A 22,487-nucleotide genomic window follows, 5' to 3' on the forward strand; every position below is an offset into this window, starting at 1 on the left:
CGGGCCTCAGAAGATCAGCGGGTCGATCGCCACCGCGAGGAACAGCAGCGCGAGATATGTGTTCGACCAGTGGAACAGGCGCATGGCCTTCAGCTGGGCGCCCTCGAGTCCGGCACGGGCCCGCGACCAGAGTGCCCAGGCCTCCCGCAGCATCACGGCACCGAACACGGCCGCGGCCACGGGGTACAGCCATCCCGTCGGGGCCAGCGGCCACAGCAGCAGCGAAACGGCGACGGTCGCCACCGAGTACCAGAAGATGCGCTTGGCAACCCGCGGGGCACCCATCACCACGGGCAGCATCGGCACGCCCGCAGCGGCGTAGTCGTCCTTGTAGCGGAAGCTCAACGCCCAGGTGTGCGGGGGCGTCCAGAGGAAGACCACCGCGAACAGGACCAGCGGGGGCCAGGCCACCGCCCCGGTGACGGCCGTCCAGCCGATCAGGGGCGGGAAGCAGCCGGCGATGCCGCCCCAGACGATGTTCTGCGACGTGCGGCGCTTCAGCCACATCGTGTAGACGAAGATGTAGAAGGCGTTCGCGGCCAGCGCCAGGATGGCCGAGAGCCAGTTCGCGCCGAAGCCGAGGATGACCGTCGCGAGGACCGCCAGCACGGCACCGAAGGTCGTCGCGGCCGCGGGAGTGACCTGGTGCCGCGGCACGGGACGGCGTCGGGTGCGGCGCATTACCTCGTCGATGTCGGCATCCAGCACACAGTTGAACGTGTTCGCGGACGCGGCCGCGAACAGGCCGCCCACGAACGTCACCAGCATGAGCTGCCACGGCGGCACGCCACCGGCGGCCAGGAACATGGCAGGCAGGGTCGTGACGAGCAGCAACTCGATGATGCGCGGTTTCGTCAACGCGACGTATGCCTTCACGACGTCGCCGAGGCGAACCTCCGACACCGCGGCCACTGAGCTGACAGCCACAAACTCCCCATTCATCCGCTACCGGTGAGACGCCCGCACACCGGTAGCGGCGACCGTCCACGGCAGTCTAGCCGGGCTCGGCCGGACACCGAACCCGATTGATGAGACTCGCGCGATCGCCACTGGCGCACATGAGTCCCGTCGGCGGCCGGTCGGACTAGGGTGGCCTACTGATGAACGACTACGTGAACCCACTGCGTGACCCGCTCGACCGGAGGCTGCCGCGCATCGCGGGCCCCTGCGTGCTGGTGATCTTCGGCGTCACGGGCGACCTGTCCCGCAAGAAGCTCATGCCGGCCGTCTATGACCTGGCCAACCGCGGGCTCCTGCCGCCGGGCTTCGGGCTCGTCGGTTTCGCCCGCCGGGACTGGGAGGATCAGGACTTCGCCCAGGTGGTCCACGAGGCGGTCAAGGAACACGCCAGGACACCGTTCCGCGAGGAGGTCTGGCAGCAGCTGCTGGAGGGCATCCGCTTCGTGCCTGGCCAGTTCGACTCGGACGAGTCGTTCGAGCGGCTCCGCGCGACGCTCGAGGAGCTGGACACCGCGCGTGGCACCGGCGGGAACCACGCGTTCTACCTCTCCATCCCCCCGTCGGGCTTCGAGCAGGTGATGAGCCAGCTGTCCAGGCACGGGCTGGCCGAGCGCCGTCCCGGCACCTGGCACCGCGTCGTCATCGAGAAGCCCTTCGGGCACGACCTGGCCTCCGCGCGCGAGCTGAACGACGTTGTCGAGACGCTGTTCCTCCCGCAGGAGGTCTTCCGCATCGACCACTACCTGGGCAAGGAGACGGTGCAGAACATGCTGGCGCTGCGCTTCGCGAACCAGATGTTCGAGCCGATCTGGAACAACCACTACGTCAGCCAGGTGCAGGTCACGATGGCCGAGGACATCGGCATCGGCGGCCGCGCAGGCTACTTCGACGGCATCGGCATCGCCCGCGACGTCATGCAGAACCACCTCCTGCAGCTGCTGGCGCTGACCGCGATGGAGGAGCCGACGAGCTTCGAGGCCTCGCAGCTGCGCGCGGAGAAGCAGAAGGTCCTGGCCGCGGCACACGTGCCGGACCGCTACGACCTCTCGACGGCGCGCGGCCAGTATGCCGCGGGCTGGCAGGGCGGGCGGGCCGTGGGCGGGTACCGGCAGGAGGACGGCGTCGCGCCGGACTCGCACACCGAGACCTTCGCCGCGATGCGCGTCGACATCGACAACCGGCGCTGGGCGGGGGTCCCCTTCTATCTGCGCACCGCGAAGCGGATGCCGCGCCGCGTGACGGAGGTGGCGCTGAGTTTCAAGCGCGCCCCGCATCTGCCGTTCGCCGCCACCGACACCACCGAGCTCGGCACGAACGCGCTGGTGATGCGCATCCAGCCCGACGAGGGCGTCACCCTGCGGTTCGGGGCCAAGGTGCCCGGCACCCAGATGGACATCCGCGAGGTCTCGATGGACTTCGGCTACGGCGGCTCCTTCACCGAGACGTCACCCGAGGCCTATGAGCGCCTCATCCTCGATGTGCTGCTCGGCGACCCCCCGCTGTTCCCGCAGCAGGAGGAGGTGGAGCTGAGCTGGAAGATCCTCGACCCCGTCATCGACTACTGGGCTTCGCTCGACGAGGAGCCCGAGCAGTATCCTTCCGGCACGTGGGGTCCGAAGGTCGGCGACGACATGCTGGCCCGCGACGGCTTCGCCTGGCGCAGGCCGTGAAAGGAGTGAGCTGATGATCGTCGAGCTCAAGGACACCTCGGCGCGTGACATCGACGAGGCGCTGCTGAAGGGCCGCCGCTTCGTCGGGACCGCGTCCGGCATGGTGCTGACGCTGCTGATCGTGACCGACGACGCCCACTTCGAGGAGGTGCTGCACGCCGCGAAGGAGTCCGCCACGGCGCACCCGTCCCGCGTGATCGTGGTGACCTTCGTCGACGATGACGACGACGCGCGGCTCGACGCCTCCATCGAGGTCGGCGAGGGCATCCCCGGCGATCTCGTGGTGCTTCGCCTGCACGGGGGGCTCCGTGCGCACGGCGACTCGGTGTGTCTTCCCCTGCTGCTGCCCGACTCGCCCACCATCGTGTGGTGGCCGAACGAGGCCCCCGACAACCTGTCCGCCGACCCGATCGGGTCGCTGGCCGACCGCAGGATCACCGACGCGAGTGGCAGCGCCGATCCTCAGGCCGCGCTGGTGCGCCGTGCGGGCGCGCACGCGGACGGCGACACGGACCTGGCGTGGACCCGGCTGACGAGGTGGCGGGCTCTTCTGGCGGCCGCCATGGACCAGACGCAGCTGCCCGTGACGTCCGCACGCGTGGTCTCCGCCCCCGACAACGCGCCGGCCACGCTGCTGGCCGCCTGGCTGAGCGAACGGCTCGGCCTGCACGTCGAGCGGCTCGACGGCGATATGGTCGGAGTGAACGAGGTCGTGCTGAGCACCGAGGAGGGAGACATCAGCGTGCGCCGGATCGATGACATCACCGCCGTCTACCAGGTGCCGGGCGAGCCCCGGCGCTCCGTGGCTCTGCGCCGCCGGTCGCTGCCCGACCTGCTGACCGAGGAGCTCCGTCGCACGGACGCCGACGAGATCTTCGAGGCCGCCACGCAGCGCGTCTGCCGGGACTCCGACGGCGGATGCTGATGTTTACGCGGGTGGTGCGCCTCGACGACGAGTGGGATGTTCCGGAGCTCGTCGCCGTCCGGCTGCTCGAGCGCATCATCGACCTCCAGGCCCGCCAGCACATCGTGCACCTGTGTCTGACCGGGGGCGATGCCGCGAACCACCTGTACGAGAGGTTCGCGGCGCTGGCCGCCGGCGCCGAGGTCGACGCGTCCCGCCTGCAGCTGTGGTGGGGCGATGAGAGGTTCCTGCCGTCGACGGACCCGGAACGCAACTCGCTGCAGGCCATCACTCGGCTGGCGCGGACGGTGTCGATCAGCTCGGCCGACACGCACATGATGGCGGCGAAGGACGGGCGGAAGGACAGCCACGAGGCGGCCGCGGAGTACGCCACGGAGCTGGGTGACACCACCTTCGACATCACGCTGCTCGGGCTGGGCGCCGACGGGCACATCGGCTCGATCTTCCCGCGCCACCCGAGCTTCGACCCGAACACGACCCGCCGCGTGATCGGCGTCGAGGACTCACCCAAGGCCCCTGACGAGCGCATCTCGCTGACGATCCCGATGTTCAACAGGTCCGACGAGGTCTGGTTCATGACCACCGGGCCCACGAAGGCCACCGCCGTCGCCGGGGCCCTCGACGGCGACCCGGACCTCCCCGCTTCCCACGTGCACGGGCGCCGGTCGACGTGGTGGTTCCTCGACGAGGCGGCCGCCTCCGGGCTGCCCCCGCGCTACGTCTGCCCTTTCTGAGCACACCAGACGACACGAGTCCGGGGACCGACCAGCTGGTCGGTCCCCGGACTCTTTAGTCTGTCAGGCCCGTCGCGGGATCAGTAGATGATCTCCCCGGAGGCGCGGCGCGCGCGGAGCGCGGTCACGGCCTCCTCGAGGATCTGGGCCGCCTCGGCCTCCGTGCGACGCTCCTTCACGTAGGCGAGGTGCGTCTTGTACGGGGTGATCTTCGGGGGCGGCGGGGGGTTCTCCGCGTCCGTGTTGGCAGGGAGCCCGCAGCGCGGGCAGTCCCACGACTCGGGAACCTGTGCTTCCGCCGCGAACGACGGCCTGGTCACGTGCCCGCTGGCGCAGTAGTAGGACACCTGGAAGCGGGGCGCGGAATCGCCGCGCTCGGCCTCGCCCATCGGTCCTGCTCCGACCCTGCTGCCGCGAATGGCGTTGCCACCTGCCACTTTGCTGTTCTCCCTTGAGCGTGAAGTTGTGGTGTTCTTGTGACCCGTGTCCGGGCGTCAGTTGGCCAGGCGGTACAGGACCAGGAGACCGATGATGGTCACCAGCCACAGCAGGCCGAGGACCACGGTGATCCGGTCGAGACGACGCTCGGCGGTCGACGCGCCACCCATCGAGGTGGACATGCCACCTCCGAAGAGGTCGGACATGCCTCCACCACGACCCTTGTGGAGGAGGACGGTGGCTGCCAGCAGCACACTGAGGATCACCACGATGATCGAGAGCGTGGTGATGGGCCAGGACACGAGGGGGACAATCACGGGCCCAATGTTAACGGACCGGTCTGGTTTCTCCACATCGGGGGTGCGACGCGTCACGGGCGCCGGGCGAGGGTCATCGGAACGCGAAACGGCGGGGGCCGATTGGCCCGCGCCGTCGTCGTTTCAGGCTTGTCAGAGCTGGTAGAAGCGCACGATCGCCGCGAACTCCTCCGGCTTCAGCGACGCGCCACCGACGAGCGCGCCGTCGATGTCGGGCTGGCCCATGATCTCCGCGACGTTGCCCGACTTGACCGAGCCGCCGTACTGGATGCGGACGGCCTCAGCGGTGGGCTCGTCGTACAGCGCGGCGACCTCCTTGCGGATGGCGCCACACACCTCCTGCGCGTCGGCAGCGGTGGCGACCTCGCCGGTGCCGATGGCCCAGATGGGCTCGTAGGCGATCACCAGCGAGGCGACCTGCTCGGCGGTGAGGCCTGCCAGGGCGCCACGGACCTGCGCCAGGGTGTGCTCGACGTGCTGGCCGGCCTTGCGGACGTCCAGGCCCTCGCCGACGCAGATGATCGGGGTCAGGCCGGCGGACAGTGCCTTGGTGGCCTTGGCGTTGACGACCTCGTCGGTCTCGCCGTGGTACTCACGACGCTCCGAGTGGCCGACGATGACGTAGCCGACGCCCAGCTTGCTGAGCATGGCGGTCGAGATCTCGCCGGTGTAGGCGCCGTTGTCGTGCGCGGACACGTCCTGCGCGCCGAGCCCGAAGTGCAGGCGGTCGCCGTCGATGAGGGTACGGACGGTGCGCAGGTCGGTGAACGGCACGCACAGCACCGCCTCCGACTTCGCCGGGTCCCATTCCTTGTCGACGAGGGTGTAGTGGAGCTTCTCCACGAGTCCAGTGGCCTCGACGTGGTCGATGTTCATCTTCCAGTTGCCGGCCATGATCGGCTTGCGTGCCATTACTTGCTCTCCTCCAGAACGGCGATACCGGGCAGTTCCTTGCCCTCCAGGAACTCGAGCGACGCGCCACCGCCGGTCGAGATGTGGCCGAACTCATCGTCGGCGTGGCCGAGGACGCGCACGGCTGCGGCGGAGTCGCCACCGCCGACGACGCTCAGGCCGTCGACCTCGGTCAGCGCCTGCGCGACCGCGGCGGTACCCTGGGCGAAGGCGGGGATCTCGAAGACGCCCATCGGGCCGTTCCAGAACACCGTCTTTGCACCCTTGACGGCGTCGGCGAACAGCTTCTCGGTCTCGGGGCCGATGTCGAGGCCCATCTTGGACTCGGGGATCTCGTCGACGGAGACGACCTCCACCTCGCCCTTGGCCTCGCGGGCGTCGAAGTCCATGCCGTCGGCGACGCGGACGTCGACGGGCAGCAGGATCGTCTTGCCGGCGACCTTGGCCTCGGCCAGGTAGTTGCGGCAGGTCTCGAGGTTCGACTCGTCGAGCAGCGAGCCGCCGATGTTCCTGCCCTCGGCCTTCAGGAAGGTGAAGAGCATGCCGCCGCCGATGACGAGCGTGTCAGCTACCTTGAGCAGGTTGTCGATCACAGACAGCTTGTCGGCGACCTTGGCGCCGCCGAGCACGACGACGTAGGGGCGCTCGGGGTTCTCGGTCAGCTGCTTGAGGACGCCGACCTCCTTCGCGACGAGGAAGCCCGCGGCGTTCGGCAGCAGCTTCGCGACGTCGTAGACGGACGCCTGCTTGCGGTGCACGACGCCGAAGCCGTCGGAGACGAAGACGTCGCCGAAGGCGGCGTACCTGGCGGCCAGCTCAGCGCGGGCGGCCTCGTCCTTGGACTCCTCGGCCGGCTCGTAGCGCACGTTCTCCAGGAGGGCGACGTCGCCGGCCTCCAGGGAGGCGACGGTGGCCTTGGCGGAGTCGCCGACCACGTCGGTGGCCAGCTTCACGTCGACGCCCAGCAGCTCGCCGAGGCGGTTGGCGACGGGGGCCAGCGAGTACTTGGGGTTGGCCTCGCCCTTCGGGCGGCCGAGGTGGGCCATGATGACGATGCGGGCGCCGGCGTCGCGCAGCGCGGTCAGCGTCGGGAGTGCGGCCTTGATGCGGCCGTCGTCGGTGATGTTCTTGTCAGCGTCCAGCGGGACGTTGAAATCGCAGCGGATGAGGACCCGCTTGCCGGTGAGATCGCCGAGATCTGCAACGGACTTCATAGGTTCAGCCTTTCTTCGAAAGATGCGTCGGACGAGACGACGGCCCTGCGGACCCCGTCGGGGGCGCAGGGCCGTCGTTTCAGAGCACTGGAGTGCCGAAGCTCAGAGCTTCGAGGCGACGAGCTCGGTCAGGTTCACGAGGCGGTTGGAGTAACCCCACTCGTTGTCGTACCAGCCGACGACCTTGACCTGGTTGCCGATGACCTTGGTCAGCTTCGAGTCGAAGATGCAGGAGGCCGGGTCGGTCTCGATGTCCTTGGAGACGATCTCGTCCTCGGTGTAGACGAGCACCTTGCCGTCGGCAGCAGCCTTGACGATCGCGTTGACCTCTTCGACGGTGGTCTCGCGGGAGGCCTCGAAGGTGAGGTCGGTCGCGGAACCGGTCGGGGTGGGAACGCGCATCGCGAAACCGTCCAGCTTGCCCTTCAGCTCGGGCAGGACCAGGGCGACAGCCTTGGCGGCACCGGTGGAGGTGGGGACGATGTTCAGGGCGGCGGCGCGGGCGCGACGCAGGTCCTTGTGCGGGGCGTCCTGCAGGTTCTGGTCCTGCGTGTACGCGTGGATGGTGGTCATGAGGCCCTTGACGATGCCGAGACCGTCGTTGAGCGCCTTGGCCATCGGGGCGAGGCAGTTGGTGGTGCAGGAAGCGTTCGAGATGATGTTGTGCTTCTCGGTGTCGTACAGGTCGTCGTTGACGCCCATGACGATCGTGATGTCCTCGTTCTTGGCGGGAGCCGAGATCAGGACCTTCTTGGCGCCGGCCGCGATGTGCGCGTTGGCCTTGGTGGCGTCGGTGAAGAAGCCGGTGGACTCGATGACGATGTCAACACCCAGCTCGGCCCAGGGGAGGTTCGCGGGATCCTTCTCGGCGAACGCCTTGATCTCCTTGCCGCCCACGGTGATGGCGTCATCGGAGTAGGTGATCTCCCCGTCCCAGCGACCCAGGATCGAGTCGAACTTCAGGAGGTGGGCAAGAGTCTTGTTGTCAGTCAGGTCGTTGACGGCGACCACATCAAGATCGGCGCCCAGCTTGGTGAGCGCGTGGAAGTAGTTACGGCCGATGCGGCCGAAGCCGTTGATTGCAACCTTAACGGTCATGAGGAATTTGATCCCTTTCCTTAACCTAGCGCCGACGGGCGCCTACGGACGAGAATCATCCTATCCCCCGGGCGCCCACAATCAACCGGGGGGGTGCTGAACCCCGCGGCGTCATTCGGGGTCGCGCAGGTCGGCCGGCAGCGAGGCCTCCGTGCCCGGCACCCCGGTCGCTTCCGCGACCCTGTCCGCGGTCGCCAGCAACCGTCGGATCCGGCCCGCGATGGCGTCCTTGGTGAGCGGCGGAGTGTGCAGCTGGCCGAGCTCCTCGAGGCTGGCCTGGCGGTGCTGGAGGCGCAGCTGGCCCGCCTCGCGCAGGTGCTCGGGCACGTCGTCGCCCAGGATCTCCATGGCGCGCTCGACGCGGGCGCTGGCGGTGACAGCCGCGCGGGCGGAGCGGCGGAGGTTCGCGTCGTCGAAGTTGGCCAGCCGGTTGACCGACGAACGGACCTCGCGTCGGCGGCGGCGCTCGTCCCACTCGAGCCGGGTCGCGACGGCCCCGAGCCGGGTGAGCAGGTCGGCGATGGCGTCCCCGTCGCGGATCACGACGCGGTCGACTCCGCGGACCTCGCGCGACTTGACGGTGATCCCCATCCGGCGGGCCGCGCCCACCAGCGCGAGCGCGGCCTCGGACCCGGGACATGTTATTTCGAGGGACATCGAACGACCGGGTTCGATCAGCGAGCCCCTCGCAAGGAACGCCCCGCGCCAGGCGCCGACAGCGTCGGCGAGCGAGCCGCCCACCACGACGGGCGGGAGGCCCCGGACGGGCCGGCGGTGCTGGTCGACGAGGCCGACGAGGCGGGCGAGCTGCTCCCCCTCGCGCACGACGCGCAGCGCGTAGCGGGGTCCCCGTCGGACGCCGGAGCCGTTGATGACGAGCAGCTCGGACTCGACGTTGTACTGGTCGGCGATGAAGGCGCGCAGGCGACGGGCCGCCGAGCCCGTGTCGAGCTCCGCCTCCACGACGATGCGGCCCCCGACCAGGTGCAGTCCGCCGGCGAAACGCAGCATGGCGGCCACCTCCGCGCGCCGCACGGAGGCGTGCGGGGCGGCGACGGTCGCGAGTTCGGATTTCACCTTCTGCGTCAGTGCCACCCGTGGATTGTGCCATATCGCTCCCCTGCGCTCCGCCGACCGAGGCTGGGAGAGATCAGACGATGACCTCGCTGAGGACCGAGGCGAGCCGCAGTGGATCATGCGTGGCCGACCCGTCGCGCGCGGCGACGTCCGCCATCACCAGGCGCCCGCCGAGCGACGTGACGAACGGCTCGAGGTGGCCGTCGGCCGATCCGAAGCGCTCGTCGGCGATCACGACGTCGAGCCTGAGCTCGGGCGTGTGCTCCGCGAGCAGCTCGATGTGCCGCGATGCGCTGAAGCCGTCGGTCTCCGCCGCGGACGCGACGTTGAGGATCAGCACCCGGCGGGCCCGCGTGGTGAGGATGGCGTCGGCGAGATCGGGCACGAGCAGGTGCGGGATGACGCTGGTGAACCAGGAACCGGGGCCGAGCACGACGGCATCCGCGTCGCGGATCGCCCGCACGGCCTCGGGACACGCCGGAGGCCTGTCCGGTACGAGCCGCACGGACTCGACGGTGGCGCGGGTCTTCGCGACGGTGGCCTGCCCGCTGAGCGTGCAGAGCTCGTCGGGCTCCAGCGGATCGAGGCCCAGCACGTCCGCCTCGATCTCGAGCGGAACCGAACTCATCGGCAGGACCCGGCCGCGGGTCCGCAGCAGGTCGCCGACCATGTCGAGGCCGGCGACGGGATCACCGAGGTGCTGCCACAGACCCGCGATCAGGAGGTTGCCGATCGCGTGCCCCGCCAGCGGCCCGTTCCCGTCGAAGCGCGCCTGCAGCACGTTGGCCCAGGTGCGCCCCTCGTGGTCGTCGGAGCACAGCGCCGCCAGCGCCATCCTGAGGTCCCCGGGCGGGAGGATGTCGAACTCGTCGCGCAGCCGACCGGACGAGCCGCCGTCGTCGGCGACGGTGACCACCGCCGTGAGGCGGTCGGTGATGCGCCGGAGCGCCGTCAGGGAGGCCGCGAGGCCGTGACCACCGCCCAGCGCGACGACCGCCGGCAGCCGGGCCAGGCTCATTCCTTCCCCAGATCCCGGTGCAGCACCGTCGTCGGGAAGCCCTGCCCCCGCAGCCTGACGGCCAGCTCCTCACTCATCGACGTGGAGCGGTGTTTGCCGCCCGTGCAGCCGATCGCCACCGTCACCTGGCGCTTGGACTCGGCCAGGTAGCCGGGCGCGACGGTGGCGAGGAGCGCGAGCATGTGGTCCTGGAAGCGCTGCGCGGCGTCGTGTTTCAGGACGTAGCTCGCCACGTCGCGGCTGAGCCCCGACTTGGGCCGGAGCTCCGGGATCCAGTACGGGTTGGGCAGGAACCGCACATCGAAGACCATGTCGGCGTCGATCGGGACGCCGTTCTTGAACCCGAAGCTGATGAGCGCGATCTTCAGGCGGTCCGTGGCCTCGTCGCCGAAGTGGTTGACGATGCGCTGGACCAGCTGCCGGGCCGAGAGCCGGGTGGTGTCGACCACGATGTCGGCCTTGGCGCGCTGGTCGGCCAGCAACCGGCGCTCGCGGTCGATGCCCTCGATGAGCCTGCCGCCGAACTGCAGCGGCAGCGGGCGGCGGTTGGACTCCTGGCGCTGCACGATCACGTCGTCGTCCGCCTCCAGGAACACGCTGGTGATGCTGCACCCCATGTCCTTCAGCTCGCGCAGCGCCTGGGGAAGCTGGTCGAACTGCTCGCGGGAGCGCACGTCGACCACGATGGCGACGCGGTCTGCCCCGAAGCCGGCCGCGGTGCGGGCCAGGCTCGCCATCATCAGCGGAGGCAGGTTGTCGACGACATACCAGCCGAGGTCCTCCATGGCGTGCGCCGCCGTCCGGCGGCCGGCGCCGGAGAGGCCCGTGATGAGCGCGATCTCGGGGGCATTCGTCATGCCCGCCACACTACCGGTCGCGCCGCGGGGCCGGGTCAGGGCAGGGCGTCGCCCGGCAGGCCGCGGGCGTGCAGCGCCTCGCCGGTGCGTTGCGCATAGGCGACGGCGCCCACGACGGCCGGCGTCAGCAGCAGGGCCGGGTTGCGGTCGACCCCCCTGGCCCGCGCGGCGTCGCGGGCATCGGCGACGGAGCCGGCCAGGAAGGGGATCGAGCGGATCATCAGTGCGACGGCCAGCGCGGCGGCGTCCGGGTTCAGCCGGACCAGACGCAGCGGACGGAGCCCGGTCGTCAGGGCGTCGAGCAGCACGGGGGTCGACGTGGTCAGGGTCAGCATGCGGGCCGCGAGCACGGCGGCGAGCACGGTGCCGGGAGACACGAAGGCCAGCACGAGGCGCGTGGAGATCAGCTGGTAGGCCGCCAGCGTGCCGAGCAGCACCCACAGGTAGCCGCCCAGCGCGAAGATGCGGCGCCACGCGATCCCCGAGGTCAGCATCGAGGCGACGGCCACGACCAGCGCGGCCGCTGTGGCCTGCCAGGTCCACAGCGCCATCGGGACGAGCGCGACGGCGAGCATCAGGACGTACTTCCAGCCGACCGGCAGCCGGAACAGCCACCCGTCTCCCGGCTCGTAGAGCCCCAGCAGGCTGGTGTGGGCGCTCACCGCAGGGCCTGCATCGCCGATACGTAGCCGTCGATCACGGTGCCGGGGTCGCCGTCCGCGACGATGCGGCCGCCGTCGACCACCAGGACGCGGTCCATCTCGGCGGCCAGGTCCAGGTCGTGCGTGGACACGATCAGCTGCTGCTCGAGCTCGGCGAACGCGCGGCGCAGCAGGATCCGGTTGCGCAGGTCGAGCAACGTGGTCGGCTCGTCGGCCACCACGATCCGCGGGCGGACGGCGAGCACGCTGGTCAGGGCAACCAGCTGCCGCTCTCCCCCACTCAGGTCGTAGATGCTCTGGTGGGCCACCTCGAGCAGCCCCCGCTCGGCCAGCAGCTCCTCTGCGCGCCGGGTCCGCTCCCGCCGGTCCCTGATCCGCGCCCGGAGGGAGAGCTCGACGTCCTCCACGGGCGTGGACATGAGCAGCTGGGCGAGCGGGTCGGTGAACACGAAACCGACCCTGGCCCGCACCTCGGCGGCCTTGGCCGTGGTGTCCCGTCCGTCGACGGTCACGGTGCCCGCGGTGGGCGTGCGCAGCCCGTTCAGCAGCCTGAGCAGCGTGGACTTGCCCGACCCGTTCGCCCCGATCAGGGCGATGCGACGCTCGGCCAGGTCCAGCGTGATGTCGTCCAGCAGCACCCTGTCAGCGTCGCCGCGCCGGGCGGCCGGGACGACGACGGAGACACCGTGCAGGGAGATCATCGGCCGAGCAGCCTCGGGAAGGCCTTGTGCACCGCGACGGCGATCAGCACGGCGACGACGATCTTGAGGGCGTCGCCGGGCCAGTAGGCCAGGTCGACGGCCCAGACGTCCCCGACGGTGCCGCCGGTGGCGCGGGCGATGCCGGCCACGCCGATCGGCCAGATGACCGCGAGCCGGACGGCGACGGCGGCGAGCAGCAGCCACAGCCAGGTGAGCCGGTCGACGCCGCGGCGCAGGACCGCCTGGGCGGCCAGACCGAGCAGGAACGTCGAGACGATGAACGCGAGCAGGTACCCGCCGGTGGGGCCGAGCAGCACGCCGATGCCCGCGGTGCCGCCGGCGAACACGGGCAGGCCGGCCGCGCCCACGAGCACATAGAGGGCGACGGCGGCGGTGCCGCGCCAGGCGCCGAGGCACAGGCCGGCCAGCGCGACGCCGAGGGTCTGGAGCGTGATGGGCACGCCGAAGCCGCCGACGGGGATCGGCGGCACGATCGACAGCGCGGCGATCAGCGCGGCGAAGACGGCGACGTAGGCGAGGTCGGCGGGGGCGATGGCGCGGGCCGGGGCGGCCGCTGAGGTGGAGGACATCTCGGGGCTCTCCTTCTGTTCGGACAGGCCCATCATGCACCCCGACTTGAACACTGTTCAAACCCGCTCAAAGGTTCAACCACCCCTTGAGGGATGGGGAGGGATCCCGTTGCCTTCCGTGCCGGGGCGTACGTAGGGTGCTGACCGTCGAGGCACCCTCGGGGGGCGGCGTCTCGCAGAGGACCCCGAGCCGACAGGATCCCCATGCGCCGCATCTCCACCGCGACCCGACTGATCGTCAGCCTGCTGGTCGCGCTCGTGCTCAGCCTCGGCGTGCTGCCCGCGGGCACCGCGGCTGCGCTGACCTGGTACCCGAAGATCTGCACAGGCTTCACGGGCTGCTCCTCGTCTGGCTACGGCAACGCCGCGTACTCCGGCGTCTACACCACGTCGCACTGGGGCCAGTACAGGGGCCACAACTGCACGAACTACGTGGCCTACCGGATGATCCAGAACGGCATCACCCAGTTCATCACGCCGGGGTCGGGCAACGCCACCACCTGGGGCGCCCAGGCCAGGAAGAAGGGCGTGCAGGTCGACAAGCTCAACCCGGAGGTCGGCGACGTGGCCTGGTGGGACAACACCTTGATGGGCTCGTCGGGACACGTCGCCTACGTCGAGTCGGTCAACCGGTCAGCCGGCACCTTCGTCGTCTCCCAGGACAGCTGGGGCGGCGACTTCTCCTGGCGGACCTACAGGATCTCCGAGGTCTCCGGCTTCATCCACGTCGGCAACAAGACCCCGTTCGGCGAGCTCAACGACCTCAAGGCCGGCACCGGCCAGGTGACCGTGCGCGGCTGGACCATCGACATGGACAAGCCCACGGGCGCGCTGAAGGTCCGCGTCTACATCGGTGGCCCCGTCGGCACGGGCGAGCGCCACGACCTGGTAGCCAACCTCAAGCGCTCGGAGATCGGCGCCATCTACACAGGGACGGGGAAGAACCACGGCTTCAAGGCGACCCTCACCACGGAACTGAAAGGCAGGCAGAAGGTCTTCGTCTACGCCGTGAACAGCCCGAGCGGCACCAACCCACTGATCGGGTCGGGCACGGTCTCGATCGCCGACCCCGACCCCGTCGGCTCCGTCGACACGCTGGAGACGCTCCCCTCCCAGGTCCGGGTCGCGGGCTGGGCCGCGGACCCGAACGCCCCGACGTCGTCGCTGCAGGTGCAGGTCTACGTGGGCGGGAAGCAGGGTAGCTCGACGGCCGAGGTCGCCACCACGACCACGGGTTCGAAGAGCACCGCCGCGGCGAAGGCCCTCTCGGGGGCGGGCACGATCTCCGGGTACGACACGACCTTCGTGACCTCGAAGCGCGGTAGGCAGGGCGTCTACGTCTACGCCGTCAACACCGGTCCGGGCGCCGACGCGCTGATCGGCAAGGGCACGGTCACGATCCCCGACCCGCTGGAGTTCACCGCGTCGGTGGCGATCTCCGGGACCGTCCGGGTGGGGAAGACACTCTCGGCCGGGCCGTCGTTCTCGCCGGCCGTCGACCTCACCTACCAGTGGTACCGCGACGGGAAGAAGATCTCCGGCGCCACCGCCGCCACCTACACGCTCACCCCGACCGACGTCGGCGCCGTGATCAAGGTCAAGGCCAGGGGCGCGATGGTCGGCTACGTCACGAAGACGGTCACGTCTGCCGGCACGTCGAAGGTCGCGCTGGGCACGTACACGATCCGGTCCAACCCGCGGTTCACCGGCAGCACGTTGGTCGGGAAGAAGCTGACGGTCCACACTGGGAGGTGGCAGGACAACGGGCGCGCCCTCGGGGTCACCTGGTACCGCGACGGCGTCCGTTTCAAGGCCGGCACCAGCAAGACCTACACCCTGACCTCGAAGGACAAGGGCACCCGGATCACGGCCAAGGTGAGCTACAAGCGCACCGGATACAAGACGGTGTTCAAGAGCACTCCGGCGACGGCGAAGATCGCGAGCTGAAAAGCACTAGAGAATCTCTTGTGCCTCAAGTCATCCCCACGATACCCTCTACCCAGGTTGTGGCCGTTCATTGATGGGGGATCAATATCATGGCAACTTCGCGTACCAGCGCGCACCAAAGCACCACCAGGCGGAAAGGCTGGGTCGCCAGCCTTATCCTCGCACTGACTCTCTTGACAACTCTTTCGCCCACAGCCCACGCGGTGACTTGGCTCAGTAAGCTGTGCACCGGATTCTCTGCATGTGCAAGCGCCGGTTACGGGAACGCCGGGTACTCCTCGGTCTACACCACTTCGTTCTGGCGTCAGTACGCCGGACACAATTGCACGAACTACGTGGCCTACCGGATGCAGCAGAACGGAATCGGCCAGTTCATCACGCCGGGGGTCGGCAACGCAACATCCTGGGGTTCCCAGGCAGCCGCCAAGGGCCTGTCTGTGTCCAAGGACAACCCCGCCGTCGGAGATGTTGCATGGTGGTCCTCGGCCGCCATCGGGGGCGAAGGCCATGTCGCCTATGTCGAATCCGTGAACTCGGCGGCTGGCACGTTCGTCGTCTCCGAGGACAACTACGGAGGCGACTTCGACTGGCGCACCTACAGGATCAGCGAGGTATCCGGCTTCATCCACGTTGGAAACGCGACACCGTTCGGAGCTCTTGACTCTGCCAAGGGCGGCGCTGGCGAGATCACAGTGAAGGGCTGGGCGATCGACAGATCGGTACCGACCACTCCGATCCGCGTCCATGCCTACGTCGGCGCACCTGCAGGCAGCGGTGGCGAAGGGCACGACCTGGGCACGGCCTCAGTCGAGAGGAACGACGTGGGCCAGGCCTACAGCGGTACCGGCAACAACCACGGCTACTCGACAACCTTCACCACCAACCTGCGCGGCACGCAGACCGTGTACCTGTACGCGATCAATCAGCCCACCGGCCACAACCCGCTGATCGGCCAGGCTACTGTGACGATTTCCAGCCCCGATCCCATCGGGAATCTGGACGATCTCGACTCACCCGGCGGAAAGGTGCACGTCCGCGGGTGGGCAGCCGATGCGAGCAGCGGATCCAGCAGCATCGCGATCCACGTCTACGTGGGCGCACCAGCGGGTAGCGCCGGTACCGACAGCAGCTCGGGAACGACTGGCATTTCACGACCCGATGTCGCGAAGCTGTACCCATGGGCAGGAACGAAGGCCGGGTATGACTTCACGTTCAAGACAACCAAGCGCGGAGCACAGCCTGTCTATGTCTACGCGATCAATGTGGGGCAAGGCGGGAACAAACTGATTGGGCAGGGAACCGTCACAATTGCCGACGGGCCATTTACCAAGGCGAGCGCAACGATTTCGGGAACAGCCCGGGTCGGAAAGAAGCTGACCGCCAAGGCAGTCTTCTCGCCGTCCGCGAGCTACACCTACCGCTGGTATCGCAATGGAACAGCCATCACCAGAGCCACCAAGTCCACCTACACCGTGACGCCCAAGGACTACAACACCAAGATCACCGTGAAGGTCAAGGCCACGCTGACCGGCTACACCACCACAACCGTCGCTTCCAAGGCCACCGCTAAGGTCGCCCTCGGCACCCAGACGGTCAGCTCGACTCCCCACATCACCGGAACCACGAGGGTCGGCAAGAAGCTGACCGTCCACACTGGCACCTGGAGTGGCAGCGGTAAGAGCATTGCCGTCACCTGGTATCGGGATGGCAAGAAGGTCAAGTCCGGCACGAGCAAGACCTACACCCTGTCGTCGAAGGACAAGGCGGCGAAGATCAAGGCCAAGGTGAGCTACAAGCGCACCGGATACAAGACGGTGTTCAAGAGCACCGCGGCCACGGCGAAGATCGCGTCCTGACCCGGTACGCCTAGACCTCGGTGACCTCGCCGGTGGTGAGGTTGATCGCCTCGCCACCGGTGTCGGCGACGGCGGCCTTGACGGCCGCGGCCAGCGTCGGGCCGAAGCCCGGCACCTCCGCGATCTCGGCCTCGCTGGCCTGCCGGAGCTTCCGCAGCGACCCGAAGTAGGTGAGCAGGGCCTTGCGGCGCAGCTCGCCGAGGCCGGGCACGTCGTCGAGCACCGATTCCACGACGTGCTTGGCGCGTCGGGAGCGGTGGTGCGTGATGGCGAAGCGGTGGGCCTCGTCGCGCAGCCGCTGCAGCATATAGAGGCCCTCGGAGGCGCGCGGCATGATGACCGGGTACTCCTCCCCCGGCAGCCACACCTCCTCCAGCCGCTTCGCCAGGCCGACGAGCGCGATCTCGGAGTCGAGCCCGAACCGCTCCAGTACCGCGTTCGCGGCGTTGACCTGCGGCAGGCCGCCGTCGACGACGATCAGCGCCGGCGCGTAGGCGAACTTCGCCGCCTCACCCGTCGTCGCGTCGACGTGCACATCCGAGTTCCGCTCGTCGAGGAGTCGGCGCAGCCGACGCGAGAGCACCTCATCCATGGCCGCGACGTCGTTGCTGCCCTCGAAGGTCTTGATGATGAAGCGCCGGTACTGGCTCTTCTTCGGCATGCCGTCCTCGAACACCACCATGGAGCCGACGACCTCGGTGCCCATGGTGTGGGAGATGTCGTAGCACTCGATGCGCAGGGGCGGCTCGGTGAGGCCGACCGCCTCCGCGATCTCGGTCAGCGCCGTGTTGCGCGCGTCCAGGTCCGTCGAGCGCTTCAGCTTGGCCTGCGCGAGGTTCTCCTCCGCGTTGCGCACGGCCGTGTCGAGCAGCGCCCGTTTGGCGCCGCGCAGCGGCACCGTGATCGCGACGTTGGCGCCCCGCCGGACGGTGAGGAGGGCCTCCAGCTCCGGCTCGGCCTCGACCGACGAGTAGATCTTCGGCGGGATCTCCTGGTCCTCGGCGTAGAGCTGGCGGAGGAAGGCCTCGAGCAGTTCCGTGATGGGGGTGTCGTCGGCGCGGTCGGCGATCCAGCCGCGCTCCCCCAGGATGCGGCCGTCGACGACGTGGAAGACCTGCACGGCGACCTGGCGGCCGTCGTCGGCGAAGCCCACCACGTCGGCACGCACGCCCTCCTTGAGCACGACGGAGTTCTTCTCCTGCACCCGCTTGAGGGCGGAGAGCGAGTCGCGCAGCACGGCGGCCTTCTCGAAGTTCAGGTCCGCGGACGCCTGGTACATCTCGCGCTCGATCCGCCCGATGATCCCGCCGGTGTTGCCGCCCATGAACGAGCAGAAGTCCTCGGCGATCCCGCGGTGCTCCTCGGGGCTGACCCGCCCCACGCACGGGGCGCTGCACTTGCCGATGTCGCCGAGCAGGCACGCGCGGCCCGAGGAACGGGCGCGGTTGAAGACACCCTGCGTGCAGGAGCGCATCGGGAAGACGCGCAGCAGCAGGTCGACCGTCTCCCGGATGGCCCAGGCCTGCCCGAAAGGCCCGAAGTAGCGGGTGCCGCGCTTCTTGGCGCCACGCCCGACGAACACGCGCGGGAACTCGTCGGCCATCGTGACGGCGAGCCACGGGTACGACTTGTCGTCGCGGTACTTCACGTTGAAGCGCGGGTCGAACTGCTGGATCCACGTGTACTCGAGCTGGAGCGCCTCCAGCTCGTTCGCGACGACGATCCACTCGACCTTCGAGGCGGTCCGCACCATGGTCTGGGTGCGGAAGTGGAGGCCGGCCGGGTCGGCGAAGTACGAGTTCAGCCGCTGCCGCAGGTTCTTGGCCTTGCCGACGTAGATGACGTTGCCGAAGGCGTCGAAGAACCGGTAGACGCCCGGATCGGTCGGGATGGTCCCGGGGGCGGGACGGTACGTCGCGGGGTCGGCCATGGCGCCCATAGTAGGCCGCAGCCCGGCGGCGCCCCGTCCCCTCCCGGGCGTAGAATCCGGCCATGGGTATCCTCGACGACCGGGCCCCCGCGGCCGGCGCGCACACCGTCGACTTCCACTTCGACGACGCGGTGGAGCGCGAGGCGGTGCAGCGCGCCTACCGGGCGGACTTCGCGCGGTTCGCGAAGCGTCGCCGCATCGCGTTCCTGGTCAGGGTCGCCACGACGGTGCTGGCGGTCGGCCTGATCGCGATGGGCGTCGCGCTGGTGGCGAGCTCGTTCACCACGATCGCCAACGAGTACCTGGCCACCCGGCACGTCCCGGGGGCCGACGGGTCCATCTCGATCGCCACCGACGGCAGCTACGCGCTGGCCCAGACCGAGGGCGGGGAACTGCCCGCGTGCAGCGTCGTCAGCGCCGACACCGGCCTGCCGGTCGACCTCGAGGGTTGGACGCTGGACGGCGACCCGCCGCTCAGCACCTGGCGGTTCGACGCTACGGCCGGGCGCTACCAGGTGACCTGCGAGGGCGGCAACGACGGCATGGTCGCCTACGCGGCCGACTCGGTGCCCATGCTGCAACACGGCTACCTCGGGATCGTGCTGCAGGCGCTCCCGTTCCTGCTCATCGGCGTCGGCCTCTTCTGGGGCGGAAAGTTCGCCGCTCGGCGCATCTGCCCCGAGTCGATGCGCCCGATGATCCCGAGCTGAGTCCCTCCCCCGGTCAGGCCAGCAGCGGCCTGAGGAACGCTCCGGTGGCCGACTCCGGGTTCGCGGCCACCTCCTCCGGGGTGCCGGTCGCCACGACGGTGCCGCCGCGGGATCCGCCGTCGGGCCCCATGTCGATCACCCAGTCCGCCGACTTGATGACGTCGAGGTTGTGCTCGATCGTCACCACGGTGTTGCCGTTGTCGACGAGGCGCTGCAGGACGGTGAGCAGCCGCGAGATGTCCTCGAAGTGCAGGCCGGTGGTGGGCTCGTCGAGCACGTACAGCGTGCGGCCCGTCGAGCGCTTCTGCAGCTCTGCCGCCAGCTTGACGCGCTGCGCCTCGCCGCCGGACAGCGTGGTGGCGGGCTGCCCGAGCCGGACGTAGCCCAGCCCCACCTCCGTCAGCGTGCGCAGGTACCGGGCGATCGAGTTGATGGAGCTGAAGAACTCCACCGCCTCGCTGATCGGCATGTCGAGCACCTCGGCGATCGTCCTGCCCTTGTAGTGCACCTCGAGCGTCTCTCGGTTGTAGCGCGCGCCGTGGCACACCTCACACGGGACGTAGACGTCCGGCAGGAAGTTCATCTCGATCTTGATCGTGCCGTCGCCCATGCAGTTCTCGCAGCGGCCGCCCTTGACGTTGAAGGAGAACCGCCCCGGCAGGTAGCCGCGGACCTTCGCCTCCGGCGTCTGCGCGAACAGGGCGCGGATCTTGTCGAAGACCCCCGTGTAGGTGGCCGGGTTGGAGCGCGGCGTGCGGCCGATGGGCGACTGGTCGACCTGGATCACCTTGTCGATGTTCGCCAGCCCGTCGAGTGACCTGTGCCTGCCCGGCACGGCCTTCGCCCCGTAGATGGCCTTGGCGGCCGCGGTGTAGAGGATCGAGTTGACCAGCGACGACTTGCCGGAGCCCGACACGCCCGTGACGGCGATGAACTGGCCGAGGTTGAAGGTGACGTCGACGCCCCTGAGGTTGTGCTCGCGGGCCCCGCGCACGACGATCTTCTTCCCGTTGCCCGGCCGGCGCACCGTCGGGACGGGGATCGCGAGCCGGCCGGCGAGGTACGCGCCGGTCTTGGAGTCCGGGCTGCTGAGCAGCTCCTCGACCGTGCCGGACACGACGACCTCGCCGCCGCCCTCGCCCGCCCCGGGGCCGATGTCGACCGCCCAGTCCGCGGCGCGGATGGTGTCCTCGTCGTGTTCGACGACGATGAGCGTGTTGCCGAGGTCGCGCAGCCGGTGCAGCGTCTCGATGAGGCGGAGGTTGTCGCGCTGGTGCAGGCCGATCGAGGGCTCGTCGAGCACGTACAGCACGCCGACGAGGCCGGACCCGATCTGCGTGGCGAGCCGGATGCGCTGTGCCTCGCCGCCCGACAGCGTCCCGGCGGCGCGCGACAGCGTGAGGTAGTCCAGCCCGACGTCGAGCAGGAATGTCAGGCGGGCGTTGATCTCCTTGATCAGGCGAGCCGCGATGGCCGCCTCGCGGGGCGTGAGCTCCAGCTCCCCGAGGAAGGCCGCCGCCTCCCCGATCGACAGGTCGGCCAGTTCGGCGATGGTGCGCCCGGCCACGGTGACGGACAGCGACGACGGCTTGAGCCTGGCGCCGCCGCAGGCCGGGCAGTTCACCTCGCGCATGTAGCCGCCCCAACGGTCGCGGGCCGAGTCGGTCTCCGCCTCGTCGTAGCGTCGGCGGATGAACGGGATGACTCCCTCGTACTTCTGCGAGTAGGAGCGGACCCGGCCGAAGCGGTTGCGGTAGCTGACGACGACGTTGCCCTTCGCGCCGTGCAGGAGGACCGATCGGGCGCCGACCGGGAGCTTGCGCCAGGGCGTGTCCATCGCGAACCCGTGCTCGGCGGCCAGCGACTCCAGGACGTGCTCGTAGTGCTGCTTGATCGTCGGCGTGGTCCAGGGTGCGATGGCGCCGTCGGCGAGGGTGAGGTCGTCGTTCGGGATGATCAGCTCGGGGTCGGGATCGAGCAGCGTGCCGAGGCCGGAGCACTCGGGGCACGCGCCCCAGGGGCCGTTGAACGAGAACTGGCGCGGCTCGAGTTCGTCGATGTCGACGTCGTGCTCGTTCGGGCAGCCCATCTTCTCCGAGAACCGGCGCTCGCGCTCCGGATCGTCGGAAGGCAGATCCACGAAGTCGATGGTGACGACGCCGCCGGCCAGCCCCAGGGCGGTCTCGACGGACTCGGTGATGCGCTGCTTCGCCGACGGTCTCACGACGGCGCGGTCGACGACGACCTCGACGTCGTGCTTGCGGTTCTTGTCCAGCTTCGGGGTCTCGCCCAGCGGATAGGTGTCGCCGTCGATGCGGACGCGGCTGTACCCGTCGCCGCTCAGCTGGCGGAACAGCTCGGCGTGCTCGCCCTTCCGCCCGCGCACCAGCGGCGCGAGGATCTGGAAGCGGGTCCCCTCCTCCATCGCCATGAGCCGGTCGACGATCTGCTGCGGCGTCTGCTTGCCGATCACGGCACCGCACACCTCGCAGTGGGGGATGCCGACGCGCGCGTAGAGCAGGCGCAGGTAGTCGTAGACCTCGGTGATGGTGCCCACCGTCGAGCGGGGGTTGCGGCTGGTCGACTTCTGGTCGATCGACACGGCGGGCGAGAGGCCCTCGATGAAATCGACGTCGGGCTTGTCCATCTGCCCCAGGAACATGCGTGCGTACGCCGACAGCGACTCGACATAGCGTCGCTGTCCCTCGGCGAAGATCGTGTCGAAGGCCAGCGACGACTTGCCCGATCCGCTCAGTCCCGTGAAGACGATGAGGGCGTCGCGCGGCAGGTCCAGCGACACGTTCTTCAGGTTATGGACGCGGGCACCCCGCACTACGAGCCGATCAGTCACGCCCGCCATCGTACGTCTTT

Annotated in this window: 20 protein-coding genes; 6 read left to right on the forward strand and 14 right to left on the reverse strand. The window is 69.3% G+C overall.

Annotated elements, in window-relative coordinates; genetic code table 11:
• Nucleotides 1-6: 6 nt before the first annotated feature.
• The gene (locus KDB89_RS09305) at nt 7-942 is read right to left on the reverse strand and encodes a heme o synthase (protein ID WP_219080438.1); all 936 of its coding nucleotides are present in this window, start codon (nt 940-942) and stop codon (nt 7-9) included.
• Between the two features lie 158 nt (nt 943-1,100).
• On the opposite strand from KDB89_RS09305, the gene zwf reads away from it, so the two are divergent.
• From zwf to pgl, 3 genes are read left to right on the forward strand one after another with little or no spacing between them, the layout of a single operon-like run.
• Nucleotides 1,101-2,630, forward strand: coding sequence for a glucose-6-phosphate dehydrogenase (gene zwf, locus KDB89_RS09310; protein WP_255555864.1), 1,530 nt, complete (start codon nt 1,101-1,103; stop codon nt 2,628-2,630).
• 13 nt (nt 2,631-2,643) lie between these two features.
• Entirely contained in the window at nt 2,644-3,555 is a 912-nt protein-coding gene (locus KDB89_RS09315) for a glucose-6-phosphate dehydrogenase assembly protein OpcA (RefSeq protein WP_219080440.1), read from the forward strand.
• Nucleotides 3,555-4,289 carry a 6-phosphogluconolactonase gene (gene pgl / locus KDB89_RS09320; protein ID WP_219080442.1) on the forward strand — a complete coding sequence of 245 codons (735 nt, stop codon included), beginning with the start codon at nt 3,555-3,557 and terminating at the stop codon, nt 4,287-4,289. Before KDB89_RS09315 ends, pgl begins: the two co-directional genes overlap by 1 nt.
• An 80-nt stretch (nt 4,290-4,369) precedes the next feature.
• Here pgl and KDB89_RS09325 read toward each other — a convergent pair whose 3' ends face one another.
• The 11 genes from KDB89_RS09325 to KDB89_RS09375 all read right to left on the reverse strand — a co-directional run bounded on the left by KDB89_RS09325 (nt 4,370) and on the right by KDB89_RS09375 (nt 13,173).
• Nucleotides 4,370-4,726 (reverse strand): RNA polymerase-binding protein RbpA, encoded by a 357-nt coding sequence (locus tag KDB89_RS09325; RefSeq protein ID WP_219080443.1) that lies wholly within the window; start codon nt 4,724-4,726, stop codon nt 4,370-4,372.
• Between the two features lie 57 nt (nt 4,727-4,783).
• A complete protein-coding gene (gene secG, locus KDB89_RS09330) occupies nt 4,784-5,044 on the reverse strand; it encodes a preprotein translocase subunit SecG (protein WP_255555865.1) in 261 nt (86 codons plus the stop codon).
• Nucleotides 5,045-5,176: 132 nt separating this feature from the next.
• The gene (gene tpiA, locus KDB89_RS09335; protein WP_219080444.1) at nt 5,177-5,956 is read right to left on the reverse strand and encodes a triose-phosphate isomerase; all 780 of its coding nucleotides are present in this window, start codon (nt 5,954-5,956) and stop codon (nt 5,177-5,179) included.
• Nucleotides 5,956-7,170 (reverse strand): phosphoglycerate kinase, encoded by a 1,215-nt coding sequence (locus KDB89_RS09340; RefSeq protein ID WP_219080445.1) that lies wholly within the window; start codon nt 7,168-7,170, stop codon nt 5,956-5,958. The genes tpiA and KDB89_RS09340 overlap by 1 nt, the downstream gene beginning before the upstream one ends.
• 102 nt (nt 7,171-7,272) lie before the next feature.
• On the reverse strand, nt 7,273-8,268 hold the full coding sequence (gene gap, locus KDB89_RS09345) for a type I glyceraldehyde-3-phosphate dehydrogenase (protein WP_219080447.1): 996 nt from the start codon (nt 8,266-8,268) through the stop codon (nt 7,273-7,275).
• Between the two features lie 111 nt (nt 8,269-8,379).
• The gene (whiA, locus tag KDB89_RS09350) at nt 8,380-9,363 is read right to left on the reverse strand and encodes a DNA-binding protein WhiA (protein WP_255555866.1); all 984 of its coding nucleotides are present in this window, start codon (nt 9,361-9,363) and stop codon (nt 8,380-8,382) included.
• A gap of 55 nt (nt 9,364-9,418) precedes the next feature.
• A complete protein-coding gene (locus KDB89_RS09355) occupies nt 9,419-10,363 on the reverse strand; it encodes a gluconeogenesis factor YvcK family protein (RefSeq protein ID WP_219080451.1) in 945 nt (314 codons plus the stop codon).
• Nucleotides 10,360-11,220 (reverse strand): RNase adapter RapZ, encoded by an 861-nt coding sequence (gene rapZ / locus KDB89_RS09360; protein WP_219080453.1) that lies wholly within the window; start codon nt 11,218-11,220, stop codon nt 10,360-10,362. The genes KDB89_RS09355 and rapZ overlap by 4 nt, the downstream gene beginning before the upstream one ends.
• A gap of 35 nt (nt 11,221-11,255) precedes the next feature.
• Nucleotides 11,256-11,882, reverse strand: a complete 627-nt coding sequence (locus tag KDB89_RS09365) for an energy-coupling factor transporter transmembrane component T family protein (RefSeq protein WP_219080455.1) — start codon at nt 11,880-11,882, stop codon at nt 11,256-11,258.
• Nucleotides 11,879-12,583, reverse strand: a complete 705-nt coding sequence (locus KDB89_RS09370; RefSeq protein ID WP_219080457.1) for an energy-coupling factor ABC transporter ATP-binding protein — start codon at nt 12,581-12,583, stop codon at nt 11,879-11,881. Before KDB89_RS09370 ends, KDB89_RS09365 begins: the two co-directional genes overlap by 4 nt.
• A complete protein-coding gene (locus tag KDB89_RS09375) occupies nt 12,580-13,173 on the reverse strand; it encodes a biotin transporter BioY (protein ID WP_219080459.1) in 594 nt (197 codons plus the stop codon). Before KDB89_RS09375 ends, KDB89_RS09370 begins: the two co-directional genes overlap by 4 nt.
• 204 nt (nt 13,174-13,377) lie before the next feature.
• Between KDB89_RS09375 and KDB89_RS09380 the strand changes: the two genes are divergently transcribed.
• Both KDB89_RS09380 and KDB89_RS09385 read left to right on the forward strand, forming a co-directional pair.
• Nucleotides 13,378-15,120 (forward strand): CHAP domain-containing protein, encoded by a 1,743-nt coding sequence (locus tag KDB89_RS09380; RefSeq protein ID WP_219080461.1) that lies wholly within the window; start codon nt 13,378-13,380, stop codon nt 15,118-15,120.
• 89 nt (nt 15,121-15,209) lie between these two features.
• Entirely contained in the window at nt 15,210-16,976 is a 1,767-nt protein-coding gene (locus KDB89_RS09385) for a CHAP domain-containing protein (RefSeq protein WP_255555867.1), read from the forward strand.
• Between the two features lie 10 nt (nt 16,977-16,986).
• Here KDB89_RS09385 and uvrC read toward each other — a convergent pair whose 3' ends face one another.
• Complete coding sequence (gene uvrC / locus KDB89_RS09390) at nt 16,987-18,906, reverse strand: excinuclease ABC subunit UvrC (protein WP_219080465.1); 1,920 nt, start codon at nt 18,904-18,906, stop codon at nt 16,987-16,989.
• A gap of 62 nt (nt 18,907-18,968) precedes the next feature.
• Here uvrC and KDB89_RS09395 point away from each other — a divergent pair, with 62 nt between their 5' ends.
• Nucleotides 18,969-19,616, forward strand: a complete 648-nt coding sequence (locus KDB89_RS09395) for a hypothetical protein (RefSeq protein WP_219080466.1) — start codon at nt 18,969-18,971, stop codon at nt 19,614-19,616.
• A 13-nt stretch (nt 19,617-19,629) separates the two neighbouring features.
• Here the strand turns inward: KDB89_RS09395 and uvrA are convergent, their stop codons facing one another.
• On the reverse strand, nt 19,630-22,476 hold the full coding sequence (gene uvrA, locus KDB89_RS09400; RefSeq protein ID WP_219080469.1) for an excinuclease ABC subunit UvrA: 2,847 nt from the start codon (nt 22,474-22,476) through the stop codon (nt 19,630-19,632).
• Nucleotides 22,477-22,487: the final 11 nt, after the last annotated feature.

The sequence above is a fragment of the Tessaracoccus palaemonis genome (assembly GCF_019316905.1).
Lineage (GTDB): Bacteria > Actinomycetota > Actinomycetes > Propionibacteriales > Propionibacteriaceae > Arachnia > Arachnia palaemonis.